Here is a 25112-nt window from a genome sequence, read left to right on the forward strand (position 1 = left end):
CTTCGGCTAAAATGCCGCACTTTCCACCTTGTCCGGCCCGCTCGCCATGCAACCCGCCTCCTCCGCCCCATCCGCCTCCCATGGCGCCGACGCCGCCGACCCGGCCCGCGACCTCGTCTACGGCCCGAACGACCGGCCGGCGCCGATGGTCGCCTTCGTCGCCGCGCTGCAGCACCTGCTGGCGATCATCGTGCCCATCGTCACGCCCGGCCTGCTGATCTGCCAGGCGCTCGGCGTGCCCAGCCGCGATACGACCCTGATCGTGTCGATGTCGCTGGTGATTTCCGGCATCGCGACGTTCGTCCAGTGCAAGCGCTTCGGCCCGCTCGGCGCCGGCCTGCTGATCGTCCAGGGCACCAGCTTCAACTTCGTCGGCCCGCTGATCGCCGGCGGCAGCCTGATGGTCAAGCAGGGCACGCCGGTCGAGACCGTGATGGCCGCGATCTTCGGCGTCGTGATCGCCGGGTCGTTCGTCGAGATGGGCGTGTCGCGTATCCTGCCGTTCGTGAAGCGCCTGATCACGCCGCTCGTCACCGGCATCGTCGTGCTGCTGATCGGCCTCACGCTGATCAAGGTCGGCCTGATCAGCATGGGCGGCGGCTACGGCGCGATGGCCAAGGGCACCTTTGCGAGCGCCGAGAACCTGACGCTGTCCGGCCTCGTGCTCGGCACGATCATCCTGCTGAACCGCGTGCCGATCGTCTGGGTGCGCAGCACCGCGCTCGTCATCGCGCTCGCGATCGGCTATCTCGCGGCCGCGTTCCTCGGCCGCCTCGACTTCACCGGCATGCACCAGGCCGCGCTGTTCCAGGTGCCGACGCCGCTGCATTTCGGCATCGGCTTCTCGTGGGCGCTGTTCGTGCCGATGCTGATCATCTACCTCGTCACGTCGCTCGAAGCGATCGGCGACGTGACGGCCACCAGCAAGATCTCGAACGAGCCGGTCGAAGGGCCGGTGTGGATGCAGCGGATCAAGGGCGGCGTGCTCGTCAACGGCGCGAACTCGCTGCTGGCCGGCGTGTTCAACACGTTCCCGAGCTCGGTATTCGCGCAGAACAACGGCGTGATCCAGATCACCGGCGTCGCGAGCCGTCACGTCGGCATCTGGATCGCGGGGATGCTCGTCGTGCTCGGCCTGTTCCCGGTCGTCGCCGGCGTGCTGCAGGCCGTGCCGGAGCCCGTGCTCGGCGGTGCGGCGATGGTGATGTTCGGTGCGGTGGCCGCGTCGGGCATCAACATCCTCGCGGGCGTCCACCTCGACCGCCGCGCGCTGCTGATCATCGCGGTATCGCTCGCGCTCGGCCTCGGCGTGTCGCAGGTGCCGGACATCCTGAACAGCCTGCCGCATGCGCTGAAGAACGTGCTGGAATCGGGCGTGGCGACGGGCGGCATCTGCGCGCTCGTGATGAACTGGTTCCTGCCGGAAAGGAAGTAACGGCAATCGCGGTGCGAACCGCATGACGACGTGGCGCGCGTGACGGGCCACGTCGGTCGTCGCGCCAAACGGCATCGGACGTCCCGCGCACCGCCCTGCCACCGGGCGCGCTCGCGCAGGCACGCGGCGTGCCGGCCGCGCATCGGCGGCAATCAATCGTCAAACCCGGTCAGGGCGCCTTGGCCGATCGATTTGTGCTGGTTAGAATCACGGCATGCCCCAAACCCTCGCGCCCGACCAAGCCCCCGAAACGACTGCCGTTCCGATCAAGGAACGCGCGACCGTCGTCTGCTATCGCGATGCGCGAGTGTTGCTCGTCACGCGTGCGGCGTCGCGCTGGGCCCTTCCGGGCGGCACGATCAAGCGCGGGGAAACGCCGCTCGAAGCCGCGCATCGCGAACTGGGCGAGGAAACCGGCATGACCGGCCAGGACCTGGTGTACTCGATGCAGTTCACCGGGCTCGCGAAAATCCATCACGTGTTCTTCGCGGAAGTCGGGCCGGACCAGACGCCTCAAGCGAGCAACGAGATCGAGAAATGCAAGTGGTTTCCGATCGACAGCGTCGACCGCCTGCGCGCGAGTATTCCGACGAAGCGAATCGTCGAGCTCGTCTACGACCACGAAATCCGCAAGGCGTAGCGCACCCCGAGCCGTGGGCCGGCTGAGTCGGGGCCGTGATCAGCGGTGCGCGGACGCTCAGTGCGCGCGCTTTCTTCGCAGTTCGTGCGTGGAATAGACGACGAGGAAGATGCCCAGCATCGCGGCGCCGGACGCCATGAAGTCGTTTGCGCTGTTGCGCAGCGCCGCCGGGAAAATACCCAGGCTCAATCCCGCGCCAGCAAGAAGCAATCCTGCCGCCACGCCCCAGATCGGTCCTGCGGTCTTGTCGATTTTGTTTTTCATACGGCACCCGTCTACGGTCATTACCTGAACGATATCGGCAAAAAACGCCGCGTCTACCTTCAGCGATTCCACTATAACCGGAAGAAAATACGCAAGCTTCTGGTGCTTTTCCCGATCAAGTTTCGGCGGCCGCAGCCGCCATGTTCGGCTCGGGTCGAGCAATACGATGCCGACCGTTGCGTGACGGACGGCCGAGGCGAAGCCGGACGATATGCATCAGCGGGCCACGAGAGCGTCTGATGCGTTGGATGCGCTTCGCGTTGAACGGCACTTGTCCGGCAGCAATGCCTTCATTGCGCCACGCACCCCACCGGGCGATGCCCATGACCGGGCGAATCGGCGACGATCCAGCGGATTTCCTCGACGGCGGCCGCGCCATCGGCCTCGATTGACGGTCATCACCCGACGTCACCGGACGTGACGGTCGCGCCGAAGAAGGTATGGATATTGCGCCGCGGCCTCATCTTTCCGACCTGACACAGGAGAACCGATGAGCGATCCCACCGCAAATTCCCGGGCGGCTCCCAAGGCCGTGCCGTCCCCACGCGATCCCCATCTTCGCGCGCTAGCGAACTGCATTCGCTTCCTTTCAATGGATGCCGTACAGAAAGCCAACAGCGGTCATCCCGGTGCGCCAATGGGCTTGGCCGACGTCGCGACGGTCCTGTTCAAGGAGTTCATGCAATTCGATGCATCCGCGCCCCACTGGATCGATCGAGACCGGTTGGTACTTTCCAACGGACACGCGTCGATGCTCCTCTACAGCCTCCTCTATCTGACGGGCTATTCCGACATGACGCTGGACGAGCTCAAGCGGTTCCGGCAAGTCGGCAGCAAGACGCCCGGCCATCCGGAGTACTCGCACGCCGAGGGAATCGAACTGACGACCGGCCCCCTCGGACAAGGCATCGCGGAATCCGTCGGCATGGCGTTGGCTGAGCGCATCATGAATGCGCGCTTCGGCGATGATCTTGTCGATCACTACACCTACGTATTTCTCGGTGACGGTTGCCTGATGGAAGGCATCAGCCACGAGGCCATTTCCCTGGCCGGCCACCTCCGGTTGGGCAGACTGATCGCGTTTTGGGACAACAATTCAATCTCTATCGACGGCGCCACCAAGCTCGCGGTCTCGGACAACGAGATCGAGCGCTTTCACTCGGCCGGATGGCGCGTCCTGGAAATCGACGGTCACGACACGGATGCGATACGGCATGCCATCGAGACCGCTCGAACGACGAATGACAGACCGACCTTGATCGCATGCAGGACGATCATCGGGTTCGGCTTTCCGACGAAGGCCGGGACCGAGCGCGCGCATAGCGACGCGCCGGGAGAGGATGAAATCGCGGGCGCACGACAGACCCTCGACTGGCATTCGCCGCCGTTCGAAATCCCGGACGACCTGCTGAAAGCATGGCGGGAGATCGGGGCGCGCGGCCGCAATGCAAGACTCGCGTGGGAAGAGCGCGTCGGCCGGGCGCCGCTGGCACTGCGTACCGAATTCGAGCGGCGCAATGCGGGCAAGCTTCCGGATGACTGGAAGCAGGCAATTGCCGCGGCACGGCAGGCTTTTATTGCCAGTGGTCGTGAAATGGCCACCCGCAAGGCCAGCGGTGAAGTGCTTGATCATCTCTTCGACGCGATTCCGGAATTGCTCGGCGGCTCGGCGGACCTCACGGTGTCCAACAATACGAAGACGAAGCATCAAATCGCGATCGAGCCGGGCCAGTTCAAAGGTTCGTACCTCCACTACGGCGTCCGCGAACATGGGATGGCCGCCGCCATGAACGGCATCGCCCTTCATGGCGGCCTGATTCCGTACGGCGGCACCTTCCTTTGTTTTTCGGACTACTGTCGCCCGGCGATCCGGTTGAGCGCGATGATGCGGGTGCGATCCATCTTCGTGATGACGCACGATTCGATCGGCCTCGGAGAAGATGGCCCGACTCATCAGCCCGTCGAACATCTCGCGGCACTTCGGGCGATTCCCCAGCTCGCCGTCTATCGGCCGGCCGATCCAATCGAAGCGGCAGAGTGCTGGGAACTGATTCTCGAACAGCCCCGCAGGGCTGCGCTCCTGGCGTTGTCGCGACAGCCGGTCCCGCTGCTGCGCAACGAACCCGGCAACGAAAACGAGTCGGCGCGGGGTGCCTACATTTTGCGGAAGGCCGAGGGTGGGCCGCGCCGACTCACGCTGCTCGCGACAGGCTCGGAGGTTCACCTCGCTGTCCAGGCTCGCGACATCCTGCAGAAGGAAGGTGTGCCGACGACCGTTGTATCGATGCCGTGCCGCCTGCTCTTCGAGGAGCAGCCACGCGATTACCAGGAGGCCGTGCTGGGTGCGTCTCCCGCGAGAGTCGCGGTCGAGGCCGCCGTCGAACTGGGATGGGAGCGATACATCGGCCCGAAAGGCCGATTCGTCGGCATGCACAGCTTCGGCGAGTCCGGAAAAATCAACGACGTATACGAGAAATTCGACATCACGGTAGATGCGGTCGTTCGCGCTGCGCGGGACGTACTGCGAGATAACGGCATGCACTGATCAAGCACGCGACAACGCTGTGTCCGGCGGCATGCGAACGGCCGCCTCCAGCGAACCCGAGTCAACGGGCAATCGTGCCGCAGTGATAAGTCGCCCTCCGCCCTGCCCTATCGAAGTAGCTGTTCGAAAATGAATGAGCCGCTCATTGAGCGGCAGTCGTTCGAGCGCGTACGGCCCATGCCGCGAACGTAAGTCCGCTGATACCCAAGACGATTGTCAGCAGGATGCTCTGAAACAAGCCTGACTGGAGCGTAGCACCCGTGGGCCACGCACGTCCGGCGATGAAGACTTTGACCTGCACACTTATCAGGGCGACGGTCACGGCCAACAATGCGGCTCCGATCTCACGGACAGAACGCCGCAGGTCCCAGCAGATAAGGGCGCTGAACACCAGGGCGGGTAGCAGAAAGAGCGCGGAGCTTCCCCACATGGCCGCCGCGTCCGGTTTCTTCAATGCGGCAAAGCCGATGCTATGGGCCGTAAAAACCGCAAAAACGAGCAGACCGGTACTAATCGCTCCTCGCATCGTGAATATTCGAGGGAGCCGGGTCGAGCGTGAGAAATAGACCTTCGCGCTGGGTGCGAAGAAGAGCAGCGCGCAGATGACGAGATTCAATGCCAGCACGAACACATATGATGGCGCTGCCCGCACGTCCCATAGGGGAGCCGATATTGCGCCAGCGACTACGAGCACCGCCAGCGCGAGCCATCTTGCCCAGCGCCAACCACGGAACAGCCCGACCGCGACAACCACGGTCAGAGGAATCTGGATCCAGTGCCACCTCCATTGCACCGAGACGGGAAACACGCTGCCGGGGTCGAGCGGAATCTTGCCAATGGGGGCCGCGGCGTCATACGCGCGAAGCAGCGTCATCGTGAAGGTCAGGAACAAATATGCCAGCCCCGTAACGATCGCGGGACGCGTCGCAGTCTTCGTTCCGTTCCCGATGTCATCGTTCATTGTTGGCAACCCGAGACGGTAGCTGGCATTTCTGTTCTTTTCTTATCGCTATGCACCGGTGCGGGTAGCGGTGCCTTCAACCGGCCAGCGGACGAAGGAAAAGACCCAGTACATCACCAGATTGATCACCGGCACCAACAACAGCAAGCAAAGCCAGCCCGAAAAGCCCGCTTTTCGGAGAATGCGAGCGGCGGGAACGAGATAGATGATCGGCAGGAGGATCAGGATAATCCAGTGCCAGACGCTGAAATTTGCCATGTCATTTTCCGGTTATTCGCCTTGACCGTCGCCGTCAGCCTGCGCGACCGAAATACAGCCGCCCGGATGCCTTCCGCCCGACTGCGTCACTCGTTCTGCAGGTACGGTCTTACTCTCTTTTCCTATTATCGGCATGCGCCGCGATTCCTTTATTCACCGCATGCCCGCGACCTTTGAGGCTGCCACATCGAAAGTTGCCGTGTACTCGCATCCGCCGACGTGTGCCGACCGCTCGATCAGGCGAGCCGAGAAATCAGCCTTTGCGGATGCCACGAAAACGCGAAGCGCTTTTCGCACCGTGTCAGCGCCTTCGAAGATTGAATCGTGATGCGAAAAGCTCGAGGCTCGCCGCCATCCGGTTTCGCTCGCCCCAGTCGGCCTGGAGACCGAGCTCAGGCGCCCTTGATCGGCGGAATATGGCGACGCACGATCATCAGGCAGATAAAGACCATCGCCATCGCGGCACCCAGCATGCCCAGGTACGCAGGCGCTCCGCCCTGCGTGATCACGAAGGCCCCCGCGAACGCGCTGAGAATCGCGCCGAGCCGTCCAAACGCGAGCGCGGATGCGGTCCCGGTCGCGCGAATCTCGGTCGGATAGACGTACGCGCAAAGGGCATACATCGTCGACTGGACCGCGTTGACGAAGAGGCCGTGCAAACCGATGCCGAACACGAGCAGCATCGTGTGGGCGGAAACGTCGAGACCGCGCAGCAAAAGCGCGCTCGCGGCTGCCATCAGGCAGCACACGAGCAAAGGCCGGCGCGACCCGAATCGACCGATCGCCACCGCGCAACCCATTGCGCCGAGTACGCCGCCGAGGTTGTAGGCGGTAAGACCCGAACCCGCCACCGAAGGGCTGAGCCCCTCGCCTGCAAGCATCGTCGGCAGCCAGCTGAATGCGCTGTAGACCGCAACCAGGTTCATGAAGAAAGCGACCCAGATTGCAAGCGTGTCTCGGCCCTGATGGTCGGCGAACAGCGCACGAAAGCCTGGACGCTGCCCAGCCTTCTGCTCCTTCTGATCGGCGAACACGGCGTCCGGCCGAATCGAGCGGGACATGCGGGTCAGCAGGTGACGCAGTTCGTTCCAACGTTCGTGACGGCGGGCCAGATAACGTGGCGATTCCGGCATGACGAAATACAGCAGGAACGCCAGCGCGACGGGAAGCGTGCCGCCAATCAGAAAGAGGCCGCGCCAGCCATAATGAGGCAGCACGACGCTCGCGAACAACCCGGCAAGCATGCCCCCCAGCGGTACGCAAACGATGGTTGCGGTCACGGCGAGCGTTCGTCGGCGAGCAGGCGTAAATTCCGCCGTCATGGTCGTCGCGCTCGGCAGTGCGCCGCCGATACCCAGTCCCGCGAAGAAACGCAGGATCGCAATGGTCATGACGTCCGGCGATAGCGCGATCGAACTCGTCGCCAGGCCGAATACCAGCACGCTCCCGATGATTGCCCAGCGCCGACCGAACCTGTCCGCAAACAGCCCGGCGAATGCGCTGCCTATCCCCATGCCGACGAGGCCCGCAGCAACGGCGGGTGCAAATGCGTTGCGCGTGATGCCCCATTCCTTGATCAGGCCGGGAATGGCGAATCCGATGAGTTGCCCATCGAATCCATCCATCACGATCGCGAGCGCGGCGAGCAGGACAACCATTCGCTGGAACGCCGAGAACGGTCCATCATCAAGCGTGCGGCCGATGTCTACGGTCGGAAAACCGGGATTTCGATCGTTCATTTCGCTCCCGCGGCCGGATTGGCGAATTCAAAATTGCAGTCCCGATTAATCCGCCTTCCAACGTGATGATCAAACTCGAACCGCGTGCGAGCGAGCGACGACTCGGCATTGACGACAGGCATTGCAGTCTCCTTGAGCCGATCGCTCGTCGTTCCGGGAGCGAAGGCTTTCCAACGATATAGGGTTGTTATTTTGTTCGCGCCCACCGTCAGGAAGCTCATCGCTTCCACGGCGAAACACGCGCGCTGGCCGCGGCAACGATCAGAACGGATAGTGACGAGGCGTCGTTTGCACGGTGATCCAGCGCAAATCGGTAAATTCCGCGACTCCTGCCTTGCCGCCGAAATGCCCGAAACCACTGGACTTTATCCCGCCAAACGGCATTTGCGCCTCGTCGTGAACCGTCGGGCCATTGACGTGGCAAAGCCCGGACTCGATACGCTTCGCTACCGTCAACGCCCGCGCGACGTCACGGCTGAAGACTGCCGCCGACAGACCATATTCGTTGTCGTTTGCACATGCGACGGCCTCTTCGTCGCCATTGACACGAACGATCGCCTTGACGGGCCCGAACGATTCCTCCCGGTAGATCTGCATGTCCGCCGTCACGTGATCGAGCAACGTGGCCGGCATGAGCGTGGTCTCGGCTTTCCCTCCGCATACCAGAGTCGCGCCTTTCGCCAGCGCGTCGTCGATCAGGTCGTTGCATCTCCTGACGGTCGCCATGTCCACGACGGAGCCGAGCACGGTCGGCCCCTTTCTCGGATCGCCAAGCGGCAGGCTCCGGGCCTTTTGCGCCAGTCGCGCGACGAATTCATCGGCGATCTTCGTGTCGACGACGATGCGTTCGGTCGACATGCAGATCTGGCCGGAATTGGCGAACGCCCCGAATGCCGCGCCTTGAACGGCAGCGTCGATATCGGCATCGTGAAGCACCAGAAACGGCGCCTTTCCGCCGAGTTCGAGTACCGAAGGCTTCAGATATTTCGCGCACTGGGTCGCGACGATGCGGCCGACGCGCGTCGAACCCGTGAAGTTCACCCGTCTGACCGCCGGCTCGGCAATGATCGCTTCGACGATGTCGCCCGCATTCGGCGGCGCGTTCGTGACGAAGTTCACGACACCGCGCGGCAGTCCGGCGTCCTGCAACGCCTCGATGATGAGGCCGTGGGTCGCGGGGCAGGTTTCGGAGCCTTTGAGCACGACGGTATTGCCGCACGCCAGCGGCAACGCGATGGCACGCACGCCGAGGATGACGGGCGCGTTCCACGGTGCGATCCCGAGCACGACGCCGGCGGCCTGCCTCACGCCGAGCGCGAGACTGCCCGGCACGTCCGACGGAATCACCTCGCCCGAAATCTGCGTGATCATCGCAGCCGCTTCACGCAGCCCGTCGGCCGCAAGCTTGACGTTGAAATCCGCCCACAGGCGGGATGCGCCCGTTTCGGTTGCCATGGCCAGCGCGAAAGCGTCGCCTTTTTCTTCGAGCGCATCCGCGGCCCGATTCAGTAGCGCGCGTCGTTCGCCGGGGCCCATCGCCGACCATGCGGGAAACGCGGCGGCCGCCGCATGCACCGCCGCTTGTGCATCGGCGACGGTCGCGGCCGGCGCCGTCGAGGCAACCGTGTCATCGAGTGGGTTGCGGCGCTCGAATGTCGCGCCATCGCGAGCCATCGCACGCTCGCCGTTGATCAACATCGTTACCTGATTCATTACCGTCTCCTGGAATATTATTGAAAAACCGGCCTGCCGAATCACCGACTCGCGGTCAGGCCACGACAATTTCGACGACGCGTGTTTTTCCCGAAGACAACGCGTCTTCCAGCGCGGGCTTCAGCGACAGCGCGTCGTTCACTCGAACGCCTTCGCACCCCATGCCGTTGGCCAAGGAAACGAAATCCAGCCCTGGCAGGTCGGTGCCCTGTACCGGCTCCGACGCGGCGAAGCCGAACACGGGCGCGAATTCCTGCAAGGCGGCGTAGCGCGAGTTATTGAGGATCACGAATGTGATCGGAAGATCGAGCAGGACCGCGCTATAGATCGCTTGCGGCGAATACATCGTCGAGCCGTCGCCGATGAGGCCGATCACGCGGCTACCGGGTTTGGCCAACGCCACGCCCACCGCGGCGGGCATGCCGTAGCCCAGACCGCCGCTTGCCATCGTGTAGAACGTCCGACTGCGCGTGAACGGCAGATAACGTTGCATGACGGGGCGCGAACTGGGCGCCTCCTCGACCACGATATCGGCTGCGTTGCGGACCTCGGACAGCGTCTGCAACGCAAAGGCGACCGACATCACTGCCGTGGGCTCGGCTCGCTCGACCGCCTCGCGCGGCGCCGGCAGCGGCCTGCCTCGCGGCGCCGGACGGGCGAGCAGGTCCGCCAGCCCCAGGCGAATGTTCGCCACCACCGACGTGCCGACCGGGGTCCACGCAGCGGTAGCCGGATCGTCGATGAGCTGGTACAACGCCGCGCCGTCGGGCACATGCGGGCCGCTGCCTTCGACGTGATACGCAAAAGCCGGCGCGCCGACGACGAAGATCAGGTCATGCCCGTTCAGCATCCGAACGATTTTTTCGCGCATCGCCGGCAGGAAGCCGGCGAAAAGCCGATGATCTTCAGGGAAGCTGCAGCGTGACGACATCGGCGCAACATAAACCCGCGCGTTGTGGCGCTCGGCCAGCTGGATGGCCTCGCTCCACGCATCGGCACGATCGAGTTCCGCGCCGACGACGATGGCCGGCCGTTTGCAGTCGTCCAGCGCGTCGCCGATCTCCGCGATCCGTACCGGATCGGGGCGGAACCGGGTGCTGACCCGGGTCGCCTCGACGAACTCGGCCGGCTGATCCCAGTCGTCGACCGGAACGGACACGAACACCGGGCCGCGCGGCTCCTGCATCGCCACGTGGTAAGCCCGGGCGAGCGCCAGCGGAACATCCGCGGCACGAGCCGGTTCGATGCTCCACTTCACATAGGGCCGCGGCAGCTCGGTGGCTTGCGATGCCGACAGAAACGGATCGAACGGCAGAATCGAACGGGCCTGCTGGCCGGCCGTGATGATCAGCGGCGTCCGGTTCTTGAAAGCCGTGAAGATGTTGCCCATCGCGTTGCCGACACCGGCCGCCGAATGCAGGTTGACCAGCGCGGCATTGCCGGTGGCTTGGGCATACCCGTCCGCCATACCGACCACCACTGCTTCCTGCAACCCGAGCACGTACCGGAAGTCCTCAGGGAAGTCGCGGAACATCGGTAGCTCGGTCGAGCCGGGATTGGCAAACACGGACGTCAATTCGAGGCGCCGCATCAAGTCCACGACGGCATCGCGAACGGTCGGCTGCCCACTTGTGTTTCGTTGCATCTCGAATCCTCTGCGGTTCGCCACTCAGGCTGGCGGTGATGGGATGAGCCGCAGTATGGGATTCGGCACCTTGTTTGAAAATTGCCAAAAAGGCTCAAAGTCATTACATTCAGGCATGAGTCTGTGGGATCGCCGGAGCGGCCCATTCCGCCCGGATGCCTTGTCGGACAAGGCTGTTCGCCGTCATCGGGGCTCGGCGGTCGCCGCAAGGAGCGGGCGCCGCGGTCCCTGGCAGGGAAGACACCTAGCAGGCGCCGGGCGGCCCGGAATCCCGTTCGCCCCCTTCACTCCTTTCAATCTGGTCCGCCACGATGAGTTTCAATCTGCAGCAGCTGATGATGTTCACCACGATCGTGTCCGCGGGTAGCCTGGGACGGGCCGCGGCCATGCTGAACATGACCCAGCCGGCGCTGAGCAGATCGATCAAGCGGCTCGAGGAGTCCGTCGGGGCGCCGCTTTTCGAGCGTCACACCAAAGGGATGCAGTTGACCGCGCTGGGCGAAGCATTGATGCCGCATGCGATGTCGCTGCAAAGGGAAGCCGAACAGGCGCGCGAGGAACTGGACGCGATGCGCGGCCTGGCGAAAGGCGTGATCAAGGTCGGCGCGGTGGGCAGCATAGCGAGTCTCGTCCTGCCGATGGCCATCGCATGTGTGCTCGAGAAATGGCCCAATCTGCGCGTCGAGGTGATCGAAGGCGTGTGGGATCGTCTCGTCGAGGGCTTGCTCGCTTATGAAATCGACCTGGCGCTTTGCACGTCGGGAATCGAAACCGAGGATGTCGCTGCGCTCTCCGATTGTTCATGGACCGACAGGAGTTTCGTGGTCGCGGCCCCCGATCATCCGCTGCGGGCGAAGCGCGGCCTTCGACTCGACGACACATTGACACAACGGTGGGCACTCACGCCCAAGGGAACCGGACCTTATGCCCACATGCAGGAAACCTTCAGGGCCCGCGGCCTGCCGATGCCGGCCATCGCGGTCGAGACCCGTTCGGTCACCGTGCTCAAAAGCCTCGTAGCGCGATGTGGCTTTGTCTCGTGGATGGCCGAACCGATGTACGACACCGAAAGCAAAGCGGGCGTCATCGACGCCCTGGACATTGAAGGCCTGGATGCGCCACGTACTTTGACGGCGTTCCGGCGCCGGCGAGGCACGCTACCCGCGCCCGCCGTCAAACTGCTGGACGAATTGCGTCATCTCACAGGGTCTTTGCGCAAGGAAGGGCAACGCCTGTCTCGAGGGCCGTGAATCGGACATGCCCGCGATCCGATCTGCGTGCCGCTCGCGCATTTCACCGAGGTTTCGATGGAAGCGACTGCAGCGTCGAACCGGTAGCCTCCACGTCCGCGCGAACGCCGCCGCGCTCACCGCCCACTTCTTCGGAAGCAGTCCGTACGATATGACGATATGCCGTCGGTGAATGCCCTGACATGCGCTTGAACGCGTTGCTGAATGCGCTTTCGGACGAGTAACCGAGCGACTGCGCAAGCAGTGCGACCGGGACGTTCTCGTCGCGCAAACGGCGCTCGGCAAGACGCATGCGCCACTCGCCAAGATAGGTCAGCGGGGCGACGCCGGCGCTCCTCCTGAAGTGAGAAGCGAACGTGGTCCGTGACATCGCACACGCGGCGGCAAGCTCATCCAGATGCCATGAACGCGCGGGATCGCCATGCATCAGCCGCAATGCCGGAGCGATGCGCGGGTTGCCGAACGCGCGCAGCCATCCCGTCAAGGACGCGGACGTCTTCAGATGGGCACGCAGTATCTGAATGAACAGCAGTTGTGAAAGCTGGGCCGATACGAGTTGCGCGCCGGGCAGATCGGCCGCACGCTCTTCCACGAGTTGCTCGAGAAGCCAGCGGACCCTCACTGCCTGCGGCGATACGGACGGCACGTGAATCCATGGCGGCAGAACGTCCGACAGCAAGCTGCCCGTGACCGGATCGAGCAGTACGTGTCCGCCGATCTGCGCGAAGTCGTCGCCGTCGCCCAGTTTCACCATCGACTTTCCGGCGCCCGAGAACAACGCCATCGCGTCGACGGGTGGCACGCAAGGATCGCTTGCGAGGACGAACGACCGTTTTGCCGTCAGCAACCCGACGTCGCCGCTCCCAAAGCGGATGGGCGTTTCCTCTCCGTCGATGGAAACCCAGCACGTGCCCTTCACCACCGCGAAAAACTTGATTTTGTCGGGCGCCGGGAATCGGACGGCCCAAGCGCCGCCGGCGGAGAAGCCCCCCGTCGTCAGCGATTCGGCGTTCGTGAGCCTCAGGATGTCGGAGAAAGGGTCGTCACTCATCATCGTACTGTCGCGCAAGCAAATCGCACTATAGAGCATTAACAAGCCGCGGGCCGGGTCTCAACCTGCCGGTTCTTCGTCCCGGACAATCAACGACATGGGCCGGGCATCCACTGTCAGTCAGTCGGCGTTGAGGTTCGTCGATACGCCGCATGGCGTCCGTTCGCGCGCTAATCGTGTCCGACGATTCCGCTAATGCGGGCGGCCAAGGTCAAGCGACCGAGCATCCGGGAAGGGGCCCGCGTGTCGGAGGATTTTTCGACATTGCACGAAGGCTGCAGAGCCCGCAATCCATCAGGCGCTTGCCCTTCCCGGGCTTATTCGCGATGTGGATGACGCTGGACGAACGTCAGCAACGCGTCACGGAAGTGCGATGCGGCGGGGTTTTGCAAGTCATGCCGGGTGACGAGATGCAACGGTGCTCGAAACGCGTGATCGCCGGCCACACGGCAGTAGTGCACGCTTTCCTGATGGTAACGTTGCATCGACGCGGGCACGAGCGATACGCCGCCGCCCGCCGCCACGAGATTGATTGCCGTCACCATGCGCGGCACCTCTTCCACGACGTGCGGCTCGAAGCCCCTGGCCTGACAAGCCCGGATGAAGTCCGCGTACATGCCGGGCGCACCGGGCCGACGCACGAAGATGAACGACTCGTTCGCCAGCTGTTTGAGCGACACGGAGCGACCGCCGATCAGCCTGTGCCCCACGGGCAGCACCAGCAACATGCGTTCTTCGGCCAGCAGTTCGAAGCGTAGGTCAGCCGGCGTTTCGACCGGTTTGCGGAGAATGGCTGCATCCGCGCGGCCGTTCAACATCATTTCGATGATCTCCGCCGCATTCACCTCGCTCATCTCTATCGAAATCTCGGGGTACATGTCCCGAAAATTGCGAATAGCGGTAGGCGTAAGCGGATGAAACGCAGCCGAACTCGTGAGCGCAACGCGCACCGTGCCGATCCGGCCTTGCGCCACCCGGCGCGCATGGACGACGGCGTTGTTCAGTTCGAGCAGCACCGTACGCGCGCGCGCGGCGAAGATCTCGCCGGGCGCCGTCAACACGACGCCGCGAGGCTGTCGCACGAAAAGCGCGAAGCCGAGTTCCTGTTCGAGGTCCTGAATTTGCTGCGACAACGGCGGCTGCTGGATATGCAGTCGCGCGGCGGCCCGAGTGAACTGACCTTCTTCGGCGACGGCGAGGAAATAGCGCAGCTGTCTGAGTTCCATCGTTTGTCTGGTATATGCGTTGGATATGGCAACCGTGTCTCATCTGTATTTTACATTCAAGACATCGACACGTACGCTTGCTTCGGAAGCTGGACAAGAATCAAAGGAGACACATGCAACCCACCTTGCAAGCGAACATGCCCGCGTCGGCCGCAACGGTGCTCAGCCGTTCGCAAACTCGCCGCGCGGTGCTCGCATCGGTCATCGGCAATGGCCTCGAGTGGTTCGACTTTCTCATCTACGGCTACTTCGCGAAGATCATCGCGCAGGTGTTTTTCCCTGTCGGCAACGGATTCGTGTCCATCACGCTGACGCTGGCAACGTTTGCCGTCGGCTTCGTGGTCAGGCCGCTGGGTGGCATCGTGATAGGCGCATGCGCGGATCGCTACGGGCGGCGCAAAACGTTGTCGCTGCTGATTCTGCTGATGGCAGCCAGCACGCTGATGATGGGCCTGACGCCCAGCTACGCGGCGATCGGCATGGCCGCGCCGCTCATCGTGATCCTCGCACGCATTCTGCAAGGGCTCTCCGTGGGCGGCGAGTTCGCGACAGCGGCCGCGATGCTGACGGAATACGCGCCGCCGGGACGCAAGATGTTCTTCGGCAGCTTTCAGATGACGTCACAGGCCGTCGCGCTGCTTCTGTCGTCGCTATGCTCGTACTTGCTCACCACGCATCTGTCGCACCAGTCGCTCGTGACGTGGGGTTGGCGCGTGCCGTTTCTGCTCGGCGCGCTGGTTGGCCCGGTGGGCTTCTACATCCGACACAAGGTCGGCGAGTCGCCGGAATTCGTACAGTTGCGGGAACGGCTCGGACATGCGCCACGCCAGTCGCTACGGACATTCATTCACGAGCGTGGCGATGCGGCGCTCTGCGCGATGGGCGTCATCGTCGTCGGAGCGGCGACCAATTATCTGTGGCATTCCTATATGCCGCTCTATGTCGAACATCAGCTGCATCTACCGCTGAAAAATGCGCTGTTCGGCACGGCGATCTCCGGATTGATCGGCATTGTCGGCTATCCGTTGGCAGGGAAGCTTGCCGACCGCATCGGCGCATATCGGCTGTTCTTTCCGGTGACGATCGGCTGGGTGTGCGCTGCCTATCCGCTTTTCGCATGGGTGCTCGCGGCGCCTTCGCCCGAACGCGTGTTCAGCGCGCAGATGATCGCGACGGTCGTGCTCAGCGTCATGTCGGGCGCGCACCCCGGCATGCTGACGCAGTTGTTTCCGACGGCCATGCGCTCGACGGGCGTGGCGCTGTCGTACAACGTAGCCGTCACGCTGTTTGGCGGGCTCGCGCCGCTCACCGTTTCGACCTTGATCGACGTCACCGGCTCGCGCATCGTGCCGGCGTGGTATCTGGTGTTCGCCGGCATCGTCTCGTTGCTGCTGGTCGGCTTCACGTCGTCCGGGCGACGCTTGCGCCGCGAGCCGAACCTGTGGCCGGGTGACACAGCGTGAGCGTCGCGATGTACCTTACTCGGAACCCCGAAGTGCGTCCACGTAACGAAGTACCCGTCAAAGTCGTCGCCAGTGAGCGGTTGACCGTTTCGACGTCGCGCGGCGAAGCCGGCGTGCCGCTGTTCACGGGCGGCAGCGTCGCGCCGGCCACCGCGACGCAGGTCGTCGTGATGCTGCACGGCCGATTGCGCGACGCCGACGCATACCTTCGTTCGACGCAGCGCGCGCTCGACTCGTCCACGGCCGATGCGAACAGCGTGATACTCGCCGTGCCGCAATTTCTCGCGACGGCCGACGTCGAGCATCACCCGTTGGCGGCCGACTGTCTGCATTGGGAATGGACCTCGTGGATGGGCGGCCTCGACGCCATCGGTCCAGCGCCGCTCAGCTCATTCGATGTGCTGGATGCGCTCATCGAACATTACGTTCAATGCATGCAGAGTGGCCGCTACCCGGAGCTGCGCGAGATCGTGATCGCAGGACATTCCGGTGGGGCGCAGGTCGCGCATCGGCACGCGATACTCAGCAACGCGACGGCATGCTGTCTCGCACGCGGTGTGAAGGTACGTTACGTCATTGCGAATCCTTCGTCGTACGTGTACTTCGACGCGTGGCGTCCGCATGGCGAGGGCATTGATCAAACCGCATGCGCCGGATTCAATGAATGGAAATACGGCACTTCGCGACTTCCCCGCTATGCGGACGGACTCGACGCGCAATCGCTCGAACGTCGTTACGTCGATCACGACGTCACCTATCTGCTCGGCACGCACGACGACGATCCGGCGCACCCGGCTCTGGACCGCTCATGCGAGGCGATGATGCAAGGCCCGCACCGCCTCGCGCGCGGCCGCGCGTACTACGCCTATCTGCGCGCCCGGCATCCGGAATTGCGGCATGCGCTGCATGAAGTTCAAGGCGCGGGACACAACGGCGATGCAATGTTCGTATCGCAGGCCGGCGTGTGCGCATTGTTTGGTCCGTCCGTTCGGCTCGCGGAATCACGCGTCGAACAGGAAGGCGGTGCGCTCGAATAGCAATCAATTCATCTGGAGACGACGATGGACAACAGACCGTTGTGGGGGGCGCTCGCCCTCTGCCTTTGCATCAGCGCGTGCGGCGGCAACGAGTCGGGCGGCGGCGCTTCGGCAAGCTCGCCGCCGCCCTCGGCCGCAACGCAATGCGCGGCATTGAACGGCCTCGCGATTCCGGCATCTTCGATTGCCGAGCCGACCGGCGGTGCGACGGTCACGAGCGCGACACTGGTGGAAACCGCCGGCGAATATTGCCAGGTGAACGGCGCCATCGCGCCCGTCGATCCCGCGGCGCCGTCGATCCGGTTTCAGGTCAATCTGCCGACCAACTGGAACCGCAAGGCGCTGCATTATGGCGGCGGCGGCTTCGACGGTACGCTGATTACCGGCGTCGACGCACTCGACATGGCCCCCACGGGCACGCCGACGCCGCTTGCCAGCGGCTACGCGACGTTCGGTGACGATTCCGGGCATCAGAGTTCCAGCATCACCGACGGCAAATTCGCCGCGAATGACGAAGCGCTTGCGAACTACGGCGGCCTGAGTCTGAAGAAAACACACGACGTCGCGATGGCGCTCATCAGAAAGCGTTACGCGAGCGCGCCCGGCAAAACCTATTTCTTCGGCAGTTCAACCGGTGGTCGGGACGGGTTGAGCGAAGCTCAACGCTGGCCCGCGGACTATGACGGTATCGTCGTGAATCGCCCGGCGCTCAACTATACCGGGCTGCGTTTGAGCAACGTCGTGCTGGGCCGCGCACTCTACTTGAACAACGGCGCAGGCTGGCTCGACGTCGCCAAAACGGTGCTGCTGCAAAATGCCGTCATGCGCGCGTGCGATGCGCTCGACGGCGTCGCCGACGGCATCGTGTCCAACGTGGCGGCGTGCAACGCGCAATCGGCGACGGTGCTGGCGTCCGTGCGCTGTCCGAACGGCGTGGATTCGGGCGACACCTGTCTGTCGGATGCGCAGATCGCGACCGTTCGGACCATCGCCGCGCCGTTGCAATTGCCGTATCCCCTTGCGAACGGCGTGACGCAATACGCTGGCTACAACATCCTCGCGGGTTCGGTGTTCGCGGGGCCATACACGACACGCGATCTCGGCGAATCGAAAGTACCCGCGAATCCTGCAGGAAAGAAAGACGCGAACCAGTGGGTGACGGGCGATCAATGGGTGAAGTACTTCGTCACGCGCGTACCCACGTTCGATTCGTTGACGTTCGATCCGGTCAATCCCGGTGCGTATCAGTCGCGCGTCCAGGCGCTATCGGCACTGACCGATGCAACGAGCACCGACCTGAGCGCCTATGTCGCGAAAGGCGGCAAGCTCATCATGACGCACGGCCTTGCCGACGAAATCGTGAGCACCGATTCCAGCACCGACTATTACAACGGTCTGGTGCAGCGTTTCGGACAAGGAACGGTCGACGGCTTCGTGCGGTTTTATCTGATGCCGGGGGTCGGCCATGGCACGGGGCCGTTTCACCCTGCCGTCGATTCACTCTCCGCACTCGATGAATGGGTGGAAAGCGGCAAGGCGCCCGAAACACTGACGATGAGCGACCTTAACGCAGCGACGCTCGGGAGGACGCGCCCGTTGTGCCGCTATCCACTGTGGCCCAAGTATATCGGCGGCGATGTCAACGCAGCGGCGAGCTTCCAGTGCACTCGCTCGTAGCGGACGGCCGTTTTTCTCGTCATTGCCGTTGCCCGGTTTCACCGCCGACTTTCCGGCGCCCGAGCACAACGCCATCGCGGCGGCGGCCGGAATGCAAAGATCGCTTGCGAGGACGAACGACCGTTTTGCCGTAGGTAATCCGACGTCCTCGCTTCCAAAACGATTCGGCGTTCGTGAGCCTCAGGATGTCGGGGAACGGATCGTCACTCATCATCGTACTGTCGCGCAAGTAAATCGCACGATGGAGCATTAACAAGCCGCGCGCCGAGCCTTAACCTGCCGGTTCTTCGTCCCGGGACAATCAACGACATGAACAGCAATACCCGCCTCCAATCGGTTCTCGTCACGGGCGGCACCGGCTTCATTGCACAACACTGCATCCTGGCGCTGCTGAATCACGGCTATCAGGTACGAACCACCATTCGCTCGCTCGCACGCGAGACGCAGGTGCGCGCGCAGCTCGAAAGAGGCGGCGCGGAACCCGGAGACCGTTTGTCATTCGTCGCGGCGGATCTCCTCGCCGACAACGGCTGGCAACAGGCAACCGCCGGCTGCGCCTACGTCGTGCATGGCGCGTCGCCCACGCCCACCGGCACGCAGACGAGCGAAGACGATTGGGTCAAGCCCGCCGTGGCAGGCACGCTGCGCGTGCTGCGTGCGGCGCGGGACGCCGGTGTAAGGCGTGTCGTGCTGACCTCCGCGTTCGGTGCGATCTGCGCCGGACACGGGCCGATGAGCCGCCCCTTCGACGAAACCGACTGGAGCAACCTGACGGCCGCCGACGTCTGGCCTTATCAGAAGTCGAAAACGTTGTCGGAACGCGCGGCGTGGGATTTCGTGGCGCGAGAAGGACGCGGCATGCAACTGTCCGCGATCAATCCGGTGACGGTTCTCGGCCCCGTGCTCGGCGACGACTATTCGCACTCCATCCGCCTGATCCGGGGCATGCTGGACGGCCAGCCAGGCAATCCGCGCATCAACTCCGGTTTCGTCGACGTGCGCGACGTCGCCGACCTGCATGTGCGCGCCATGACCCACGACGCCGCGAACGGCGAACGCTTCCTTGCCATTGCCGGCGAAAGCATGTGGCTCGCCGAAGTCGCCCAGCTGCTCAAGGCGCGCATGGGCGACGCCGCGCGCCACGTATCGACCCGGGTGCTGCCCGACTGGCTGGTACGCATCGGCGCACTCAGGGATCCCGCGCTGCGCGGATCGCTGCCGCTGCTCGGCCGCAATCTGAACGCCACCAGCCAGAAAGCCATCAGCTTGCTCGGCTGGTCGCCCCGCCCGCGCGAGGACGCCATCGTCGCGACGGCCGAAAGTCTCGTGCGCCTCGGGCTGCTGCGCGATGCCAGCCGGCGATAACACCCGCACCGCCCGCCTGCCTGCCCCTGCCATCTCGTTTCGGCCTGACAATAGGGGAGCTTCTGCGCGCCGAAAACACCGCAAGCTCGTGTCCCCGGTTTTGCTCCTTTCTTCCACGGAGGCTCCATGCCTGACACCACCACTGCCCGTCTCGCAGCACTCGGATGGGTTCTTCCGCAACCCGTCGCGCCGCTCGGTTCGTATCGGACCGTATCGGTCGTGGGCAATCATGCGCACGTTTCGGGCCTTGGGCCCTTCGAGAACGGCACACCCGTCACGGGCATCGTCGGTGAAGACATCAGCATCGAGCGCGCTCAAGCTTGCGCACGACTGACGATGCTGATGATTCTGGCCTGCCTCGACGAACGGTGCGGGCTCGATCGCGTCAGGCGCTGCGTACGGTTGACCGTTTATGTCCGCGCCTCGGCTTCGTTTGTCCAGCATCCGCTGGTGGCGAACGGTGCGAGTGACGTCCTGCTGGACCTGTTCGGAGCGGACGGGTTGCCGGCCCGCAGTGCGATCGGCGTGCACACGCTGCCCATGGGCATTCCAGTGGAGATCGACAGCGTATTCGAGTTGCACGGCGAAGCAGGCCGTGATTAGCTCGCCCGGCTCCGTCGCGCCGGGCGCGACGGAAGTCGCCGGAATGCGCGGGAAGCCATGACTGGCGGAAGGCAGCCAACTGCAACCATCGGTCGTGGAGACCCGCTAGATAAGACTCCCGGAGTTGCCGATGGCCTCCTACCCACAACCCTACCCATATTTGGCTCAGCGGCAAGCCGGAAATCTCGACTTCCGACTGGGACTAATTCTGGCTCAGGGTTCCCGGCGCAGGTCAATCCTGAAACAACGGCGCTCGCGGCCTCGACTTTCCCGCACGAGCCCCTCGGCGCTATCGTGCGGCGGCGGCTGGGTTGAGCTTCGCTTGAGTCACGTGCCCGACCTTGACAGTACCCTACTTGGGGCGCGCGAGACCACTGAGCACACCGAGGTCGATAATTAGGCCCACGCCCACCTGGATACCGCTGCGCGTAGGGCCGAGGGCCGCAAATATGCGTGCCCGGTCGGGATGCAGAAAATACTGCGCGAAACCATTGACCAGAATGCCCGGAGCAATCCCGTACTGAGCGTGGAGCTCAAAAGAGAATGTATTTTGATGGACGGCATCACTGCCCCACCCGCTTACCGTACTGAGCTGTTGCTCAAAAAGTGCGCGCTCGTGACTCAGGCGGATATAGCGTACCGTGGTACCGACCAGTGTCATCGGGCTGTTCTTCAGAAAGCCGCCGTACTCGGCCCCGCCAAAGGCCTCAACGGGGTATGACTGACCCACTCCGGGGGTGATGAAAGCACCTCCGTACAATGCGATGTTAGGATGCACTGGGCCCTCAGAACCCGCTGCGGTCCAGATCACTTTTCTCCCCTGACCGTAGAACCCCCATGTCCCACTCCCATGCTTGAGCGCAGTTCCAAAAGGATTGAGCGCCTGACTCGATCCGTCCACGTTGTAGAGGTCGTCCGTATAGGGGCTAGTGTTGTGATACACACCAACTTCGGCGTTGAGGGGATATCGGCTATCGGAAAAATCACCGGTGTACAACATGTTTGCGACACCGATGATGCCCGTCCTCGTCCGCGAACTCCAATTCCATCCGGACGATTTTGTGAAAAGGTCGCTGTTGTCTTCGATTGCGCCGAGCCCCAGCCGTATATTGTGCGACAGCTGGTAAGCAATCCGCGCCCCCCAGAGGGACTTCGTGAACCCCGGCACATTTACCGTTAGCGCCGGCGTCGATGCGACGCATCCATTACACATTGTCGGCACCATGAAGTCGTCGTTGATGTTCATACGACCGTACTCGATATGGAGCCGTTTATCGAACAGGTCATGTGAAAGTGTAAACTTGACAAGATCTGAGCTGACGGTTTGGACAGGAGCGAGCGCAAAGGCGGAGCCGGTCTGCAATACGTAAGAATATGTATTGTGAGAAGGCGGCTCCCATGCCTCGGTAATATGAAACTGTGTATTGGGAAGTCCGATGAGTTTGCTTAGGTCAACATCAGCGGACATAACCAGCGCGAAATAGTTTGCCCAATTATGGGGCGCGGTGCCCGTCGAAGGGTTAGCGAGAGTCAGGTTTGCCAAGACCAGGCCGAGGTTGATCCCGTACGCGTCCAGGGCATTTCCGATCCCGCTCAGCGGGCCAGTTCGGCGGCCCGGCATTTCACCTGTCGGAGGCGGTACGTTGACGCTCAGGCCTCGCGTGTTTTGGCCGGGTTCCGTGCTCGCTTGGAGGGGTAAGCTATCGGAGACGTATGTCTCTTGGGCGACAACTGTCGGACTATCAACGCTCGCAACAGTACTCCCATCCTTTGAGTAATTTTCTGTGTCAGCCGATAAGGTACTGGGTTGCGGTTCGGTATCTGCGGCCATCGCGGCGACCGATGAGAATGCAAGTGCGATGGCTAGTGCCTTGCCAGTGTATTTGAAGCCGGTGAAGTGTTTCATGTCTCCTCTATAGTCCTATTGAGCCAGATGGCTCTTTGCCCTTTGTCGCCATGCCTGGGTATCCCTCGTCGACTTCACGCAGAATATCGATCTATGAGGCTGGACACTTTCGTCAGACATTTATAGTTAATTAGTAAAACTAATTAGATATAGTAAGAATATTGAATCAATACTTTTCACCGCAGATCAGGTGCAGTCACATTGCGGTCCGGTTGAGCGGAACTTACGGTGTTGACTTCTTGCCCGACACACTATTGCAGAATGAAATACCTGGTGCCCCGATTACGTTGTGGAGAATCGGGGCACGGTTTGCGAGCCGTCGCTTTACGCTGACATGTCCACCATGTCCGCGTCAGCTCTCAGTCGGACAGCACCAGCGAGTCGCTATCGCGCGCGCTTTGGCCATTCTGCCGAAGCTAATATTGCTTGGCGAGCCTGCGAGAATTAGATCGAAGTCGACCTCGGTTCCACCTTATGTTGTTTCGGGTGCGGAGAAGTGGCCCACAATCCCAGGATCGCCAATACGTTCAGCGCCCCGATGACGAAGATCACCGGGAGATACGTCTGATGCGCGTCGAAATAGGCGCCGGCCAGGATCGCGACGAGACATCCGCCCACGGTCTGAATGAGCAGTACGACGGCAGTCAGCATCGGGAACAACCGGGTACTCCAATAGTGCCCCAGCATCCCCATCACGCCGACCTGCCCCGCGCCAAAACCTGCGCCCACCAAGCCGACGGCCACGTAAGTCGTTATCAGGTTTGGAGTGCGAAGGTTTGCCAGCGCGACGAAGCCAACGACAAAGACCCCCATTGAGATGATTTGCGCACGCCGCAAATCGGTGCTCGCGGCCAGCAGGTTAAACCCCAGGTTGCCGAGCACCATGGTCGCCGACAGGAGCGGCATGGCGAAGGCAGCGGCAGCGGCGCTAATCCCGATGCCGCGTAGATAGACCTGCGAATGGGCAATCATGAAGGCCTCCCCGGTGGCGATTGCAAGCATCGCAAAAGCAACGCTCAAGAGCAGCGGGGATCGCACCACCTTCGACAGCGACAGTTCACGCGTCGTCTGCGCCGCTTCTTCATGCTTCTCATCCCACCGGAGTTCGCTGGAGTTTGCATCGTCTCCCGTCGGGGCATTGCGGACAAAGAGCAGACTGGTCAACAGCCCCACGACGCCGGCCCCGACGAACACCCACCATCCGGAACGCCACCCCCCGGCCGACTCGACCACAGACCCAATGAGGGAGATGACGGCGAAACTTGCTGCGCCCACCACGGCAAAGAGGACGGAAATCGCCAGGGTGCGGCGGCGTACAAACCAGGCGGCGACTCCCGCCTGGCAGGGAATGATGCCGCTGAATGCACTGGTCAGGCCCATCAGCACGCTGAAGGCAGCAACGGCCTCCCACGGCTGGGTCGCCAGGGTCGCCAGCCATGCCCCACCGGCCACCATGGTCAGGCAGCCGATGACAAGGCTGTTGCGGATACCGATCCGTCCGACGACGTTGGCTGCCACTGGACTGAAGAGTGCTACCGTCACCATGTTCACGGAGGTCAGCAAACCGAGCGTTTGCCGGTTCCAATCCAGCGCCGTGGCCATATACGTATTGACCACGCTCGCGCCGTAAATGGGCAGCGACATGCTGATGCACATCATCACGGAGAGGGCGGTAAGCACAGCCCAACCTCGATAACCGAATAGCTTCAATTTCGTCTCCAAATGATCAGGCCAGCGTTATGGGGTCGCCGGCTCAACGTCGTTTCAAGAATGCATGCCTGAACGGCCTCGATTCCGATGCGTGCCCCGCCAATGTGCTCGAGGCCGCCTTGCGGACTTAGCGCTTGCTGCGAGCCCCACCCACCGCTTCCAGCATCGGAATCGGCAGACCGAAATGCGCCTGACCCACACCCTCGGCCGCCGTGTCGTACTGCGCAATCGGATGCGTGCGATAGGTGGCCATATCCCGGAAATAGCGGTTGAGCCGCTGACCTTTCTTGGCTGCAGTGCTGCCACCCGCGTAAAAAATCTTCTCGATCGACTCCGCGGCCATTTTTCCAGCCTGGGTGGCCATTGCGCCCTGCAAGAAATCTTTCTCCGCCGAATATGGGATACCGGCTTGCCACTGCTGGCAGGCCTGCGTGTACTGCCGCGCGACCTCGATCACCTGCACTTCAGCCGCACGGATCTCCATCACCACCTGTCCGACGGTGCGCTGGTATTCCAGCGACTTGTAGCGCTCGTGGAACGGCGGATTGATCGTCTTTTTGGTCCGCAGGATCTCTTCATATTCATCGAGTGCCGCCCAGGCCGCACCGACCATCACCGCACTGA

Annotated in this window: 22 protein-coding genes and 1 pseudogene; 11 read left to right on the forward strand and 12 right to left on the reverse strand. The window is 62.8% G+C overall.

The window, feature by feature from the left end; translation table 11 throughout:
* The first annotated feature begins 46 nt into the window (after nucleotides 1–46).
* Both QZM72_RS23850 and QZM72_RS23855 read left to right on the forward strand, forming a co-directional pair.
* On the forward strand, nucleotides 47–1435 hold the full coding sequence (locus QZM72_RS23850; protein ID WP_089469477.1) for a nucleobase:cation symporter-2 family protein: 1389 nt from the start codon (nucleotides 47–49) through the stop codon (nucleotides 1433–1435).
* A gap of 214 nt (nucleotides 1436–1649) precedes the next feature.
* Nucleotides 1650–2075, forward strand: a complete 426-nt coding sequence (locus QZM72_RS23855; RefSeq protein ID WP_089469476.1) for an NUDIX hydrolase — start codon at nucleotides 1650–1652, stop codon at nucleotides 2073–2075.
* A 57-nt stretch (nucleotides 2076–2132) separates the two neighbouring features.
* Here the strand turns inward: QZM72_RS23855 and QZM72_RS23860 are convergent, their stop codons facing one another.
* A complete protein-coding gene (locus QZM72_RS23860) occupies nucleotides 2133–2339 on the reverse strand; it encodes a hypothetical protein (protein ID WP_089470543.1) in 207 nt (68 codons plus the stop codon).
* A 239-nt stretch (nucleotides 2340–2578) separates the two neighbouring features.
* Here QZM72_RS23860 and QZM72_RS23865 point away from each other — a divergent pair, with 239 nt between their 5' ends.
* Both QZM72_RS23865 and tkt read left to right on the forward strand, forming a co-directional pair.
* Complete coding sequence (locus tag QZM72_RS23865) at nucleotides 2579–2731, forward strand: hypothetical protein (RefSeq protein WP_179233501.1); 153 nt, start codon at nucleotides 2579–2581, stop codon at nucleotides 2729–2731.
* Between the two features lie 98 nt (nucleotides 2732–2829).
* On the forward strand, nucleotides 2830–4884 hold the full coding sequence (gene tkt / locus QZM72_RS23870) for a transketolase (protein ID WP_301739395.1): 2055 nt from the start codon (nucleotides 2830–2832) through the stop codon (nucleotides 4882–4884).
* Nucleotides 4885–5026: 142 nt separating this feature from the next.
* Here tkt and QZM72_RS23875 read toward each other — a convergent pair whose 3' ends face one another.
* From QZM72_RS23875 to mdlC, 6 genes are all read right to left on the reverse strand, one after another.
* The gene (locus QZM72_RS23875) at nucleotides 5027–5845 is read right to left on the reverse strand and encodes a hypothetical protein (RefSeq protein WP_089469474.1); all 819 of its coding nucleotides are present in this window, start codon (nucleotides 5843–5845) and stop codon (nucleotides 5027–5029) included.
* 48 nt (nucleotides 5846–5893) lie between these two features.
* Nucleotides 5894–6103 carry a hypothetical protein gene (locus QZM72_RS23880; RefSeq protein WP_089469473.1) on the reverse strand — a complete coding sequence of 70 codons (210 nt, stop codon included), beginning with the start codon at nucleotides 6101–6103 and terminating at the stop codon, nucleotides 5894–5896.
* A 392-nt stretch (nucleotides 6104–6495) separates the two neighbouring features.
* Nucleotides 6496–7842 carry an MFS transporter gene (locus tag QZM72_RS23885; protein WP_089469472.1) on the reverse strand — a complete coding sequence of 449 codons (1347 nt, stop codon included), beginning with the start codon at nucleotides 7840–7842 and terminating at the stop codon, nucleotides 6496–6498.
* Complete coding sequence (locus QZM72_RS23890) at nucleotides 7839–8063, reverse strand: hypothetical protein (protein ID WP_144030140.1); 225 nt, start codon at nucleotides 8061–8063, stop codon at nucleotides 7839–7841. Before QZM72_RS23890 ends, QZM72_RS23885 begins: the two co-directional genes overlap by 4 nt.
* A gap of 40 nt (nucleotides 8064–8103) precedes the next feature.
* Nucleotides 8104–9555 carry an aldehyde dehydrogenase gene (locus QZM72_RS23895; RefSeq protein WP_089469471.1) on the reverse strand — a complete coding sequence of 484 codons (1452 nt, stop codon included), beginning with the start codon at nucleotides 9553–9555 and terminating at the stop codon, nucleotides 8104–8106.
* 55 nt (nucleotides 9556–9610) lie between these two features.
* Nucleotides 9611–11200 carry a benzoylformate decarboxylase gene (gene mdlC, locus QZM72_RS23900; RefSeq protein WP_301739396.1) on the reverse strand — a complete coding sequence of 530 codons (1590 nt, stop codon included), beginning with the start codon at nucleotides 11198–11200 and terminating at the stop codon, nucleotides 9611–9613.
* 311 nt (nucleotides 11201–11511) lie between these two features.
* On the opposite strand from mdlC, the gene QZM72_RS23905 reads away from it, so the two are divergent.
* A complete protein-coding gene (locus QZM72_RS23905; RefSeq protein ID WP_301739397.1) occupies nucleotides 11512–12450 on the forward strand; it encodes a LysR family transcriptional regulator in 939 nt (312 codons plus the stop codon).
* Between the two features lie 43 nt (nucleotides 12451–12493).
* On the opposite strand, the gene QZM72_RS23910 is transcribed toward QZM72_RS23905, so the two are convergent.
* Both QZM72_RS23910 and QZM72_RS23915 read right to left on the reverse strand, forming a co-directional pair.
* The gene (locus QZM72_RS23910; RefSeq protein ID WP_301739398.1) at nucleotides 12494–13540 is read right to left on the reverse strand and encodes an AraC family transcriptional regulator; all 1047 of its coding nucleotides are present in this window, start codon (nucleotides 13538–13540) and stop codon (nucleotides 12494–12496) included.
* A gap of 278 nt (nucleotides 13541–13818) precedes the next feature.
* Nucleotides 13819–14727 carry a LysR family transcriptional regulator gene (locus QZM72_RS23915; RefSeq protein ID WP_089469467.1) on the reverse strand — a complete coding sequence of 303 codons (909 nt, stop codon included), beginning with the start codon at nucleotides 14725–14727 and terminating at the stop codon, nucleotides 13819–13821.
* A gap of 113 nt (nucleotides 14728–14840) precedes the next feature.
* Here QZM72_RS23915 and QZM72_RS23920 point away from each other — a divergent pair, with 113 nt between their 5' ends.
* The 5 genes from QZM72_RS23920 to QZM72_RS23940 all read left to right on the forward strand — a co-directional run bounded on the left by QZM72_RS23920 (nucleotide 14841) and on the right by QZM72_RS23940 (nucleotide 20872).
* Nucleotides 14841–16190, forward strand: coding sequence for an MFS transporter (locus QZM72_RS23920; protein ID WP_089469466.1), 1350 nt, complete (start codon nucleotides 14841–14843; stop codon nucleotides 16188–16190).
* 8 nt (nucleotides 16191–16198) lie between these two features.
* Nucleotides 16199–17227: a hypothetical protein gene (locus QZM72_RS23925; protein ID WP_179233500.1), complete on the forward strand. Its 1029-nt coding sequence runs from the start codon at nucleotides 16199–16201 to the stop codon at nucleotides 17225–17227.
* Nucleotides 17228–17251: 24 nt separating this feature from the next.
* Nucleotides 17252–18904 (forward strand): tannase/feruloyl esterase family alpha/beta hydrolase, encoded by a 1653-nt coding sequence (locus QZM72_RS23930; RefSeq protein WP_089469464.1) that lies wholly within the window; start codon nucleotides 17252–17254, stop codon nucleotides 18902–18904.
* Nucleotides 18905–19213: 309 nt separating this feature from the next.
* Nucleotides 19214–20269, forward strand: a complete 1056-nt coding sequence (locus QZM72_RS23935) for an aldehyde reductase (protein ID WP_089469463.1) — start codon at nucleotides 19214–19216, stop codon at nucleotides 20267–20269.
* Nucleotides 20270–20395: 126 nt separating this feature from the next.
* Nucleotides 20396–20872: a RidA family protein gene (locus QZM72_RS23940; RefSeq protein ID WP_089469462.1), complete on the forward strand. Its 477-nt coding sequence runs from the start codon at nucleotides 20396–20398 to the stop codon at nucleotides 20870–20872.
* A 352-nt stretch (nucleotides 20873–21224) separates the two neighbouring features.
* Here QZM72_RS23940 and QZM72_RS23945 read toward each other — a convergent pair whose 3' ends face one another.
* Entirely contained in the window at nucleotides 21225–22778 is a 1554-nt protein-coding gene (locus QZM72_RS23945; protein ID WP_301739399.1) for a carbohydrate porin, read from the reverse strand.
* 347 nt (nucleotides 22779–23125) lie between these two features.
* On the opposite strand from QZM72_RS23945, the pseudogene QZM72_RS23950 reads away from it, so the two are divergent.
* Nucleotides 23126–23215 (forward strand): annotated as a pseudogene (locus QZM72_RS23950) (ATP-binding cassette domain-containing protein); the annotation flags it as partial.
* Nucleotides 23216–23222: 7 nt separating this feature from the next.
* On the opposite strand, the gene QZM72_RS23955 reads toward QZM72_RS23950, so the two are convergent.
* Together QZM72_RS23955 and QZM72_RS23960 are read right to left on the reverse strand one after the other, a co-directional pair.
* Nucleotides 23223–24488 carry an MFS transporter gene (locus tag QZM72_RS23955; RefSeq protein ID WP_301739400.1) on the reverse strand — a complete coding sequence of 422 codons (1266 nt, stop codon included), beginning with the start codon at nucleotides 24486–24488 and terminating at the stop codon, nucleotides 23223–23225.
* A 127-nt stretch (nucleotides 24489–24615) separates the two neighbouring features.
* Nucleotides 24616–25112, reverse strand: a 497-nt coding sequence (locus QZM72_RS23960) for a hypothetical protein (protein ID WP_301739401.1), incomplete at its 5' end; no start/stop codon positions are given.

This window comes from Burkholderia sp. AU45388 (assembly GCF_030481585.1).
GTDB classification, from domain to species: Bacteria; Pseudomonadota; Gammaproteobacteria; order Burkholderiales; family Burkholderiaceae; genus Burkholderia; species Burkholderia sola.